The organism is Natronococcus jeotgali DSM 18795, assembly GCF_000337695.1.
Lineage (GTDB): Archaea > Halobacteriota > Halobacteria > Halobacteriales > Natrialbaceae > Natronococcus > Natronococcus jeotgali.
In genome coordinates, this window is the sequence record NZ_AOIA01000160.1 from 1 (window position 1) to 12,295 (window position 12,295).

11 protein-coding genes and 1 tRNA gene are annotated in these 12,295 nt (G+C 66.6%); 9 read left to right on the forward strand and 3 right to left on the reverse strand.

What is annotated here, in order from left to right:
- The first annotated feature begins 64 nt into the window (after positions 1-64).
- Positions 65-406 (forward strand): DUF7344 domain-containing protein, encoded by a 342-nt coding sequence (locus C492_RS19315; protein ID WP_008426742.1) that lies wholly within the window; start codon positions 65-67, stop codon positions 404-406.
- Between the two features lie 16 nt (positions 407-422).
- Here the strand turns inward: C492_RS19315 and C492_RS19320 are convergent, their stop codons facing one another.
- Positions 423-632, reverse strand: a complete 210-nt coding sequence (locus tag C492_RS19320; protein ID WP_008426744.1) for a hypothetical protein — start codon at positions 630-632, stop codon at positions 423-425.
- Positions 633-835: 203 nt separating this feature from the next.
- Here C492_RS19320 and C492_RS19325 point away from each other — a divergent pair, with 203 nt between their 5' ends.
- The 6 genes from C492_RS19325 to C492_RS19350 all read left to right on the forward strand — a co-directional run bounded on the left by C492_RS19325 (position 836) and on the right by C492_RS19350 (position 7,031).
- Entirely contained in the window at positions 836-1,588 is a 753-nt protein-coding gene (locus tag C492_RS19325; RefSeq protein ID WP_008426746.1) for a prephenate dehydrogenase/arogenate dehydrogenase family protein, read from the forward strand.
- A complete protein-coding gene (locus C492_RS19330) occupies positions 1,585-3,036 on the forward strand; it encodes a small ribosomal subunit Rsm22 family protein (RefSeq protein WP_008426748.1) in 1,452 nt (483 codons plus the stop codon). The genes C492_RS19325 and C492_RS19330 overlap by 4 nt, the downstream gene beginning before the upstream one ends.
- 52 nt (positions 3,037-3,088) lie before the next feature.
- Entirely contained in the window at positions 3,089-3,892 is an 804-nt protein-coding gene (gene surE, locus C492_RS19335) for a 5'/3'-nucleotidase SurE (RefSeq protein WP_008426749.1), read from the forward strand.
- Positions 3,893-4,123: 231 nt separating this feature from the next.
- Positions 4,124-4,522: a helix-turn-helix transcriptional regulator gene (locus tag C492_RS19340; protein WP_008426751.1), complete on the forward strand. Its 399-nt coding sequence runs from the start codon at positions 4,124-4,126 to the stop codon at positions 4,520-4,522.
- Between the two features lie 184 nt (positions 4,523-4,706).
- The gene (locus C492_RS19345; protein ID WP_008426752.1) at positions 4,707-6,650 is read left to right on the forward strand and encodes an aldehyde ferredoxin oxidoreductase family protein; all 1,944 of its coding nucleotides are present in this window, start codon (positions 4,707-4,709) and stop codon (positions 6,648-6,650) included.
- A gap of 42 nt (positions 6,651-6,692) precedes the next feature.
- Positions 6,693-7,031, forward strand: coding sequence for a hypothetical protein (locus C492_RS19350; protein ID WP_008426754.1), 339 nt, complete (start codon positions 6,693-6,695; stop codon positions 7,029-7,031).
- A 200-nt stretch (positions 7,032-7,231) separates the two neighbouring features.
- Here C492_RS19350 and C492_RS19355 read toward each other — a convergent pair whose 3' ends face one another.
- Positions 7,232-8,077 carry a CHRD domain-containing protein gene (locus C492_RS19355; protein WP_049893201.1) on the reverse strand — a complete coding sequence of 282 codons (846 nt, stop codon included), beginning with the start codon at positions 8,075-8,077 and terminating at the stop codon, positions 7,232-7,234.
- Between the two features lie 477 nt (positions 8,078-8,554).
- Positions 8,555-8,626, reverse strand: a tRNA-Ala gene (locus C492_RS19360).
- A 220-nt stretch (positions 8,627-8,846) separates the two neighbouring features.
- On the opposite strand from C492_RS19360, the gene C492_RS19365 reads away from it, so the two are divergent.
- Together C492_RS19365 and C492_RS19370 are read left to right on the forward strand one after the other, a co-directional pair.
- Entirely contained in the window at positions 8,847-10,487 is a 1,641-nt protein-coding gene (locus C492_RS19365; protein ID WP_049893203.1) for a long-chain-fatty-acid--CoA ligase, read from the forward strand.
- Between the two features lie 98 nt (positions 10,488-10,585).
- Complete coding sequence (locus tag C492_RS19370; protein WP_008426760.1) at positions 10,586-12,208, forward strand: long-chain-fatty-acid--CoA ligase; 1,623 nt, start codon at positions 10,586-10,588, stop codon at positions 12,206-12,208.
- Positions 12,209-12,295: the final 87 nt, after the last annotated feature.

Genomic DNA, 12,295 nt, shown 5'->3' on the forward strand with positions numbered 1-12,295 from the left:
CTCATAAACTGTTTGTCGTAACCGCCCGAGGTCGGAAGCGAAGCGACGGTCTAGCCGGATTACGATGTGTACCACACACGGTACGGTCGACGCGATCGACGGCGTCTTCGACGCGCTCTCGCACCCGGTCCGACGGAGGGTCCTCCGCGCGCTCCGGACGGATTCCGCGACGTCGGTCGCCGCGCTCGTCTCGGAACTCGTCGGCGCCGAGATCGACGGGCGGCGTCCCGATCGAACCCGAATCGAGGTGGCGCTGTATCACCGTCACCTACCGAAGATGGCGGATGCGGGCGTGATCGACTACGACCCCGAGAGCGGAACCGTCGAGACGACCGAAGCGACCGTCGTCGCTCGCGAGTTGCTGCGGCGAGAAGGGACGGGGAACCGTGCGGCTCGAACGCGGTGAGCCGGATCGGCGTCGGCTACCGTAGTCCCGCGACCGCGAGGACGATACCCAGCAGCGCCCCGACTGCGAGGAGGCCGGCGCCGGCGACGCCGATCATCTCCGCCGACGTCCAGCCGACGATTCGGTGCTCGTAGGTCATCGCGGCCGCCGAGAGCACGAGCGACACTCCCGCGCCGAAGATCGTCGTCGCCAGGTCAACGCCGAACGGACTCCCGATATCGACCATACCGACAGCACCGCCTCGACGAGAATACGACCCGTGCCGTCCGTCGCAGACGGTATTTACGTCGGCGAGTGCCGTCCGCGACTCCGCACTCGAAGGACGGGACCCGTCGGTCGTCAGACCCGCGATGGTTCTCGACCCGCGGACTCGCGCCGAGAGGGGAGCGATCGAACGCCTTTTGCGAGGCCGCCCGGTACGTTTCCCCGATGGACGTACTGATCGTCGGAGCGGGGGCCATGGGATCGTGGTTCGGCGAGGCCGTCGACGCCGACGCCGCCTTCGCCGACGTCGATCCCGCGGCCGCGGCCGCCGCCGCGGACGCCGTCGGCGGCGAGGCCGTTCCCCTCGAGAGCGACGCGACCTACGACGTCGTCTGTATCGCGGTGCCGCTCTCCCACGCCGACGGGGCGATCGCCGACCACGCCTCGCGGGCCGACGCGGCGATCGTCGACGTCTCGGGGGCGATGGTCGACCCGCTGGCGGCGATGGCCCGCCACGCGCCCGCCCTCGAGCGCGCGAGCCTCCATCCGCTGTTCGCGCCCGAGCGGGCTCCCGGGTCGATCGCCGTCGTCCGCGAGGACGCGGGACCGACGATCGAGACGCTGCTGGCGACCCTCGAGGACCGGGGCAACGACCTCGTCGAGACGACCCCGGAAGCGCACGACGAGGCGATGGAGACGGTCCAGTCGGCGACCCACGCCGCCGTCCTCGCCTTTGCGCTGGCGGCCGAGTCGGTTCCCGAGGGGTTCGAGACGCCGATCTACGAGGAGCTGCGCGCGCTCGCAGGCCGGGTGACTGCGGGGACGCCGCGGGTCTACGCCGACATCCAGGAAACGTTCGCGGGCGCCGAGGCCGTCGCCGACGCCGCCCGGGAACTCGCCGATGCCGACCACGAGGAGTTCGAGTCGCTGTACGCCGAGGCGGCCCGGAAGCTACGCGAGGAGGGTGACCAGAAATGACCGACCAACGCGAGGCGATCCGTTCGAACGCGAAGTACCTGCGAAACGTCCGCCCGATCGATCCCGAGGAGATCTGCGACTACGTCGAGGGCTCGCCCCACCCGGCGGTCGTGCGCCAGCACCTCCGGGAGGACGCCGTCTCGCTGGGTCTGCGCGAACGCGAGGACGGCACCTTCGTCCCCGTCGGCGACGAGCCCGTGGGCCCGCGGCGCGGCCCCGTCGAGCGCTTTCCCGACCGGTACGGGGAGCGCCTCGAGGATCTGCTCGTCGAGCGCTACGGGGTAGACTGGCACCGGGACGGGACGGGCCAGCTGCTGCGGTCGACGATCCGGCGGTTCAAGTCCCGGTACCTGGAGGGGCGGCCCGTCGAGTACGACGAAGACGTCGCCGCGGGATACGCGATCTACCACCTGCCGGGCTACTACGCCGCCGTCCAGTACGCGCTGGACGACCTGGCCGAGCGGGGGCTGCTCGGACGGGAGCTGCGCGTGCTCGACGTCGGTGCGGGCGTCGGCGGTCCCGCGCTCGGGCTCTGTGACTTCCTTCCCGACGACGCCGTCGTCGACTACCACGCGATCGAACCCGGCGCGGCCGCCGAGATCCTCGAGGGGCTGCTCGCGGAGACGGGCCGAAACGTTCACCCGACGATCCACCGCGACCCCGTCGAGGACGTCGATCTCGGCGCGCTCGGCGACGGCGAGGGGTTCGACCTCGTGCTCGCCTGCAACGTCCTGAGCGAGCTCGCCGATCCCGAGGCGGTTGCACGCTCGGCGCTCGGCGCGCTCGCGCCCGACGGCACCCTCCTCGCGATGGCGCCCGCGGACAAGAACACGAGCGTCGAGCTCCGAGCGCTCGAGCGGGAGCTCGAGGGAACGACCGTCGGGGACGGCGCGGACCGCGAGGTCACCGTCTACGGGCCGACGGTCCGGCTCTGGCCGGACGCGACGCCGACCGATCGCGGCTGGTCGTTCGACGCCCGGCCCGACCTGGCGGTGCCGTCGTTCCAGCGCCGGCTCGACGAGGCGACGCCGGCGGACGACCCCGACCACGCCCCCGGCGAGTTCGTCAACGTCGACGTTCAGTTCTCTTACTCGCTGCTCCGTCTGGACGGGAAACGCCGGATCGAGATCGCCCTCGAGACCAGCGACTGGGCGAGGATGGCCGAGACCGAGCGCCACGTCACCAATCGGATCGACCTGGCCGCGGCGAAGCTCAGCCGCTCGCTGTCGGCCGACGGGGCGAATCCGCTGTTCAAGATCAGCGACGGAAGCGAGACCGTCGATCACTACGCCGTGCTCACCCGGGAGAGCGCCCTGAACCGCCCGCTGCTCGAGGCCGACTACGGCGAGGTGCTCACCTTCGAGGGCGTCCTCGCGCTGTGGAACGACGACGAGGAGGCGTACAACCTGGTCGTCGACGAGGAGACGATCGTCGACCGGATCGGCTGAGGCGGTTGCTCGTTCCGGAGTCCTTTTCGCACCTCCGTTCGACGGTGTCGACATGAGCGAGCCTCTCGAGATCCTGCTGACCAACGACGACGGGATCGACAGCACGGGGATTCGGGCGCTCCACGACGCCCTCGCCGAGCACGCGAACGTAACCGTCGTCGCGCCCGCGACCGACCAGAGCGCCTGCGGGCGCTCGATCTCCCACGCCGTCGACGTCCGGGAGCACGACCTCGGCTACGCCCTCGAGGGGACACCCGCCGACTGCGTCGTCGCCGGACTCGCGGAGCTGGGACCCGAGCCCGACCTCGTCGTCGCGGGCTGTAACGAGGGCGCCAACCTCGGCGAGTACGTCCTCGGACGGTCGGGGACGATCAGCGCGGCCGTCGAGGCCGCCTTCTTCGACGTGCCGGCGATCGCGGCCTCGATGTACGTCCCCCTCGACGGGACCTCCCTCGAGGAGGTCGACCTCGAGCCCGCCGACTTCGCGGAGGCGACCCGCGTGACCTCCTACCTCGCCGACCACGCCCTCGAGGCGGGCGTTTTCGACCACGCGGCGTACTTAAACGTCAACGTCCCGCTTCCGGATGCCGATCTGGCGCCGATCGAGATCACCCGCCCGTCGAAGCGCTACGAGATGGACGCCGAGCGAAACGGCGACGCCGTTCACCTCACCGACCGGATCTGGGAATCGATGGATCCCGAGACGATCCCGGATCCCGAGGGGACCGATCGCCGGGCCGTCGCCGAGGGCCGAATCAGCATCTCGCCGCTGACGGCGCCGCACTCGACGAACCACCACGAGGCACTCGAAGCGCTGGCCGAGACCTACCTCGAGACGGTCGCCGCCGACGACTGATTTCGCGTCCCCGCCGCGTCGCTCGAGTCGACGTCGACCGCGGCGACCGAAGCGCTCGATCGGGACTCCTCGAGTGGCGTCGACTTGCGCGTCGCAAGGGCGTCGCTATTCTACGGGGCTCGCGTGGACACAAATCGAACTCGACAACGGGCCAAGTATATAACGAACCAAACACAAGTGCAAGGTAGACCGACGGCCAAGCAGCGATACTCTCAGCGGAGGAGATCATAGATGGTATTTAATACGCTCTGGACACGGCTCTCGTCGCTCTGGTCGGGGGACTCCACCGACGACGACGCCGAAGCCGACTCCGGGACGGAGGCGGCGACAGAATCGACCGAGGAACAGCGCAACGAAACGTTAAGCTACGCCGAACGGATCGAGTACGGAACCGACGACCGACAGCTTCCGGACGACGACAAGGTGCTCCGGTTGCTGGTCAAACGCGGCGGCCGCGTCGACGAGTCGACCGTCCTCGAGGAAACCGACTGGTCGGAAGAGCACCTGCGCGAGGTCGTCGAACGGATGGAAGCGGACGATCAGGTCAGCGCGATCACGGTCGGACAAAAGCGCGTGATCTGTCGGCGCGGATTCGAACCGAAGGGCTACCGGTCTCACCTCAACGAGTGACGGTCGTTCGATGTGGACGTTCCTTCCGGCGCGCTCTCGACGTCTCGAACTGATGACCGCTCTCGAGCCCCTCAGGACGTCACCGGTTCATCTTCGGTAGCTGACCCGTCGTAACCGATACCAGTTACCTTAACACGGCAACACCTAACAAGCCTCGGGGCGAATGTACGTAACATACGTTACAATGACCGAGATCGGCGGATTCCAGGACAACGTCGCACGCATCGACCTCAGCGAAGAGGAGGTAAACTACGAGGGGATCGACGAGGAGGACGCACGGAAGTATATCGGCGCGCGCGGACTGGGGGTGAAGTACGTTTTCGAACAGGGAACGGACGTCGACCCGCTCGGGCCGGACAACCTGCTGGCGTTCATGAACGGCCCGCTGTCGGGCACGCAGGTAACGATGAGCGGTCGGATCGCCATCTGTACCAAATCGCCGCTGACCGGGACGGTCACGGACAGCCACCACGGCGGCTGGTCGGGCGCCCGACTGAAGTGGGCCGGCTTCGACGGCCTGCTGTTCGAGGGACAGGCCGACGACCCGGTCTACGCCTACGTCGAGGACGGCGAGGTCGAACTCCGGGACGCCTCACATCTCTGGGGGAAGGGCGTCCACGAGACCCGCGACACGATCGAGGAGGAGGTCGACGGCCAGTACGGCAAGAACCTCTCGATCATGGCGATCGGCGACGGCGGCGAGAACGGGGTTCGGTACGCCTGCATCATGAACGAGGACGACCGGGCCTCCGGACGGGGCGGCACGGGCTGTGTCGCCGGCTCGAAGAACCTCAAGGCGGTCGTCATCAAGTCCAACACGAAGATGCCCCAGCCCGCCGACCCGGAGACGTTCAAGGAGGGCCACCAGCAGGCGATGCAGGCGATCACCGAGTCCGACGTCACCGCGCCCAACGAGGGCGGACTTTCGATGTACGGGACCAACGTCCTGATGAACATCACCGAGGAGATGGACGGCCACCCGACCAAAAACGGCGAGTACACCTCCTCGCGGTCATACAACGAGACCGAGCAGGGCGGCGAGGAGGTCCTCGACGCCGAGCGCATCAGCGGCGAGAACGTCCGCGAGAACATCCTCGTCGACGAGCCGACCTGTCACTCCTGTCCCGTCGCCTGCAAGAAGGAAGTCGAGGTCGACGTGATGCACAAAGGCGAGGAGATGAACGTCCGGATGGAGTCGTTCGAGTACGAGTCCGCCTGGGCGCTGGGCACGAACTCGCTGAACGACGACCGCGACAAGATCGCGGTGATGATCGATCGCTGTAACGACATGGGGATCGACACCATCGAGGCGGGCAACATCATGGCGATGGCGATGGACGCCACCGAGGAGGGCTACCTCGACGACCTCGAGGAGGGCCTCGAGTGGGGCGACGCCGAGGAGATGATCGAGATGATCGAGCGCATCGCCAACCGCGACGGCGAGTTGCCGGACCTGCTCGCGGAGGGCCAGGCCCGCTTTGCCGACGCCGTCGACGCCCACGACTGCCGCCTCGACGTCAAGGGCCAGGCGATCGCGGCCTACGACCCCCGCTGTATGAAGGGGATGGGGATCGGCTACGCCACCTCGAACCGCGGCGCCTGTCACCTGCGCGGCTACACCCCCGCCGCCGAGATTCTGGGCATCCCGGAGAAGGTCGACCCCTACGAGCACGAGGGGAAGGGCGAACTCACCGCCGAGTTCCAGGACCTCCACGCCATCTCCGACTCGTTCGACATCTGCAAGTTCAACGCCTTCGCCGAGGGAATCGAGGAGTACGTCGCCCAGTACAACGGGATGACCGGCTTCGACGTCACCGAGGACGAACTGATGGAAACCGGCGAGCGCATCTACAACCTCGAGCGCTACTACAACAACCTCGTCGGCTTCGACGGCGACGACGACTCCCTGCCCGAGATCTTCCTCGAGGAGGGCGAGACGCCGGGCCAGGGCGCAAGCGAGGGCGAGTTCTGCGAGCTCGAGGAGATGAAAGACGAGTACTACGAGCACCGCGGCTGGGTCGACGGCGTCGTCCCCGACGAGAAACTCGAGGAGCTCGAGATCGAGATCGGACCCGGAACCGGCGTCAGCGCCGGTGACAGCGGGGCCGCGGCACCGAGCGACGACTGAGGACTTCGCGTTCGCCGATTTTTCGCGGTCCGACCCAGACCGATGACCGACTCCGACGTCCCCAGTCTCGCCGCGCTCGGTCCGCTGGCCGACCGGATCCTCGAGCACGCCGCCGCCGAGCTCGAACCCGCCCGAACGACCCTCGAGCTGACGGGGTACGCCGACGGCGACTACGAGCTCCGGGCGTTCGAGACGGTCTCGCTTCACTCGGACCCCGACGGCGAGGACGTCTGGGAACGCGTCGAGATCCGGTACAACCCTCGGCTCGAGTGGATCCAGCGCTGTCACTACCGCGAGAGCGATCGGGGCCGGTTCGACGAGACGGTAACCGACCTCGAGGCCTATCCGGACCCGACGTCGATCGCCAATCCCGACGAGTGACGGTCCGACTCCGAGCCGGCGTCTCCTCACTGACTCGACGGTAGAACGTCGCGGTGACGGCTCGAGGCCGGACGATCAACGGCGGTGCGATCACGGTAGCCGGACGGGTCCCGTCCGTTGATCGCGGTCGATCGAACGGTGTCGATCCGCGCGATCGGCGAATCGCCGCACTCGAGTACGAAAGAGATCGTCCGGTTCGGCTACTCGTCGTCCGGATCCTCGGGCGCTCCGTAGACCGTTTCTCCGCTGCGATCGGTCTCCGACGACTCGTCGTCGGAACCTTCCTTCGAGTTTTCCTCGGCTGCCTCGTCTGCGGGGTCTTGTTCGGTGTCGCCTTCGGGTGTCTCGTCCGCCGTATCCCGCCCGGAATCGTTCTCGGACGCCTCGTCTGTGGCGTCCTGTTCGGCGTCTCCGGACGCCTCGTCTGTCGTCTCTTCCGTAGAGTCGCCTTCGCGCGTTTCGTCCTCGGACCCGTCTCCGTCGCCCGATTCGCGGTCGTCTTCGCAGACGATTCGGCCGCGAAGCTCGCCCGTCGGATACGATTCAGTGGCCACGCTGACGTACACCTCGCCCTCGGCCAACTCGGTGGCGATCGCCTCGAGGTCCGACCGATCGAACGCTCCGAGAAGATCCTCGAGAGTGAGCGTCCCCTCCGCGAGCGTGCCGTCGAACCGACCCTCGATGCGATCGGCCGTCCCCGCTCGAGGATAGAGCTGGACGAGACCGCGACCCTCGCCGTCGTCGTTCCCGGAGCGGATCCTGACCGCGATGGGATCGCAGAGCCACTCGACGTCGATCGCGTAGTGGACGGCCCGCGCCTCGAGGTCGATCTCGAACGCGGCGGTTCCGCAGGCGTTCGTCTCGACCTCGTAGGGGACGACCGCGTCGGTCAGCGTCGCCGAAAACGTCGTCGGAAGATCCTCGAGGACGGCGTCCTCGTCGCGACCGTCGCCGTCCGCGCCGCCGATTCCCGTCGCGAGTCCGCCGCCGATCGTTGCGCCCGCCGTCTGTAGCACCCGTCGTCTGGATCGCAGATAGTCACTCATGCGTCGTTGAAGTACTCGACTGAGAATATTTCCCCTAACCCGATAAATTCATTTTACGGAATAGTTTGAAATTCATAAAATCTAATATCAGACGACATAGAATCGGTCCGGAGCGCGGTACGGCGAGTCAACCGACTGGAGCAACAGCGCGGACGGAACGACGCGAACTCGCTCAAGACGGGATTCGGGGTACCAGTCGGAACACGCGGACCTCGACGCTATCGAACGGATAGCGCCCGGGGAGAACGAATATGCGCTCGTCGGGACTGAGCAGACCGGGTGGTTTGCGAGGGACGGCGAATCGACTGACTAGAGTGAACGAAGTGAACGGCAAGAAGTGGACTCGCCGGGATGTTGAACTACGCCTAGACGTTCCGGGTCGCTCGCTGCGCTCACTTCCCGGACTGCGACTGATCTCGTTCAAATCCCGCTCGTATCACGAATTTGCGGCTCGAGAATTGCTCGCCGCAAAATTAGTGGACTCGCCGGGATTTGAACCCGGGGCCTCTCCCATGCCAAGGGAGTGATCTACCACTGATCTACGAGCCCTCGCCTGCACTCCTCACTTTCGTACACACCGGTATAAACCCCTCGATATCGGGCGACAGCGGCGGGGAAGGACACGGTGTGTGGTCTCGAGCCACGTCGTTCGATTCGATCCTCGAGACTTCCGAACCACTCGCGACCCCGGGTCATCGAATCGCGGGCGGGCACCGTCGTCAATGATAAAAGATTAGGCAGATACTGCCTTTGGGTGTGAATGTACCCCATGAAAACGGCAATGCGGACCACGGACTTCCTCGACCGAGCGGTCGACCTCTACGACGACGTAACGGGGATCGTCGCCCACGACGGCACCGAGTACACCTACGCGGAGGTCGACGAGCGGGTGAACCGGCTCGCCCACGCCCTCGAGGAGAGCGGGGTCGAGCAGGGCAACCGGGTCGCGCTGCTGGCGCCGAATACCCACTACTTCATCGAGACGCTGTACGCGACGAACAAGCTGGGGGCGGTGTTCGTTCCGCTGAACTACCGCCTGACGCCCGGCGAGTACGAGTACATCCTCGGGGACTGCGAGGCGAACACGCTGATCGCCGACTACGAGTACGCCGAGAAGATCGAGCCGATCCGCGATTCGATCCCCGCCGAGACGTTCGTCGGTTACCGGGCCGACGAGATCGACGGCGAGTGGACCGACTACGAGGCGTTCCTCGAGGGTCACTCCGCCGACGAACCCGACCGCCCCGACATCGGCGAGGACGACGATGCCAGCATCAACTACACCTCGGGAACGACGGGCGATCCGAAGGGCGTCGTCCGGACCCACCGCACCGAACACTGGCACGCCCTCGTGTTGAACCAGCACATGGAGATCCGGGACGACGACAACTACCTCTGGACGCTGCCGATGTTTCACTGCAACGGCTGGGGGCACACGTACGCGATCACGGGCACCGGCGGGACCCACGTCTGTCAGCGCACGTTCGACGCCGAGGGCGTGTTCGACCGCGTCCGGGAGTACGACGTCACGTTCATGTGCGGCGCGCCGACGGTGCTCAATTCGCTGACCCAGTACCACGACGACCGCGCTGCGCCGGAGGGGCAGCGAGGCGAAGGCGGTGAAACCGCCGGAGCGTTCGAGACGACCGGCGACCGCGACGTGCGGATCGCGACCGCCGGCAGCGCGCCCGCGACCGCGACCATCGAGACCGTCGAGGACGAGTTCGACTGGCGGATCATCCACATCTACGGTCTCACGGAGACGGCGCCGATCATCACGACCAGCAACTCGCCGCGCCGACTCGCCCAGCGCGGCCGCGAGCTCAAGGTCAAGCAGGGCGCCGAGACGCTGTGTACTGACGTCAGGATCGTCGACGAGGACGGCGAGGACGTTCCCCGCGACGGGAGAACGATCGGCGAGATCGTCGTCCGGGGCAACCAGGTGATGGATCGCTACCTCAACAAACCCGAGGAGACCGAGCGAGCCTTCAACGAGCGCCTCGAGGGCTACTTCCACACCGGCGACCTCGCGACGATCGACGAGGACGGGATGGTCGCGATCCAGGACCGCAAGAAGGACATCATCATCTCCGGCGGGGAGAACATCTCGAGCATCGAACTCGAGGACGTCCTCTACGACCACCCGGACGTCCAGAAGGCGGCGGTGATCCCCGTCCCCAGCGAGCAGTGGGGTGAGACGCCAAAGGCGCTGATCGTCCCCGCCGCGGACGCCGAGCCGACCGAGGACGAGATCGTCGAGTTCGTCACCGACCGCCTGGCGGGCTACAAGAAGCCGACCAGCGTCGAGTTCGTCGAGGACCTCCCCGAGACGGCGACGGGGAAGGTCCAGAAGTACGAGCTCCGCGAGGAGTACTGGGACGACGCCGAGCGCCGGGTCGGCCAACAATAGACCGAACGGCTTCGGCCGTTGGGGCGCCGAGTTTCGGTTTTGGCACCGATTGACTCATCCGCAAGGAGTATAATGAACGATACTCAAGAACCTCGTATATGGAGGTTCCGCTCCTCGTAACAGACTTTCTCGACCGGGCGCGCAAGTACTACGGCGACGAGGAGGCCGTCGTCGCCACGACGGGTGAACGGTACACCTACGACGAGTTCGGCGACCGCGCCGACCGGCTCTCGGCGGTGCTTCAGGAGCGGGGCATCGAGAAGGGCGATCGGGTGGCGGTGCTCGATCCGAACACCCACTATCACCTCGAGGCCGCGTACGGAATCATGCAGCTCGGGGCGATCCACACGCCGCTGAACTACCGGCTGACGCCCGAGGACTACGAGTACATGCTCTCGGACGCGGGCGTCGACGCCGTCGTCGCGGACTACGAGTACGCCCGCAAGATCGACGCCGTCCGCGACGAGGTGCCGACGGAGACCTTTATCGCGACCGACGCCGACGCGCTCGAGGACTGCGAGGGCGAGTGGGAGGACTTCGAGGACCTGATCGCCGAAACCGATCCCGACTACGACCGCCCCGAAATGAGCGAGGACGACGTCATCACGATCAACTACACCTCGGGGACGACAGGTGACCCGAAGGGCGTCATGCGGACTCACCGCACCGAGTCGCTGCACGCCCAGCTGGTGACGATCCACCACGAGATCCGCGACGACGACGTCTACCTCTGGACGCTGCCGATGTTTCACGTCAACGGCTGGGGGCACATCTACGCGATCACGGGGATGGGCGCCAAACACGTCTGCACTCGCGGCGTCGACGCCGAGGCGAACCTCCGGCAGATCCGCGAGGAGGACGTCTCCTTCCTCTGCTGTGCGCCGACCGTCCTCACCCTGTTCGAGGAGTACCTCGAGGAGACGGACGTGCCGACAACGGGCGACGCGTCGATTCGGGTCACCGCGGCCGGCGCAGCGCCACCCGAAAGCATCATCGAGACCGTCGAGGAGGAGTTCGGCTGGTACTTCCGCCAGCTCTACGGGGCGACCGAGACGGGCCCGCTGATCGGTACCTCCGCGACCCGGCGGCTGATCGACGAGGACAGCGAGGAGCGGTTCGCGCTGAAAAAGCGCCAGGGGATCGCCCCGCTCGGGACCGAGGTCGAGGTCGTCGACGACGACGGGAACGAAGTGCCCTGGGACGACGAGACGATCGGCGAGATCCTCGTCCGAGGAAACCAGGTCATGGAGGGGTACTGGGAGAAACCGGAGGAGACCGAGGAGGCGTTCGACGACAAACGCGAGGGCTGGTTCCACACCGGCGACCTGGCGGTCGTGAACGAAGACGGCCTGATGGCGATCCAGGACCGCAAGAAAGACATCATCGTCTCGGGCGGGGAGAACATCTCGAGCATCGAACTCGAGGACGCCCTCTTCGACCATCCCGACGTCGCCGACGTCGCGATCATCCCCGCGCCCAGCGAGAAGTGGGGCGAGACGCCGAAGGCGTTCGTCGTGCCGGCAAACGGTGATCCCGAGAACCCGCCGGTCACCGAGGACGACCTGACGGCCTACACCCGCGAGCGGCTCGCGGGCTACAAGGTCGTCCACCGCGTCGAGTTCGTCGACGAACTGCCCAAGACCGCGACGGGCAAGATCCAGAAGTACGAACTCCGCGAACGGGAGTGGGAGGACGAGGAGTCGATGGTCGGGCAGGGCTGACGGCAGGACACAACTCTTTAGTCGCTGCTCCCGGTAGCGACGGTGGGAAGCGCACGGCCGCAAATCCGACACCGCCGTCCACCCTTT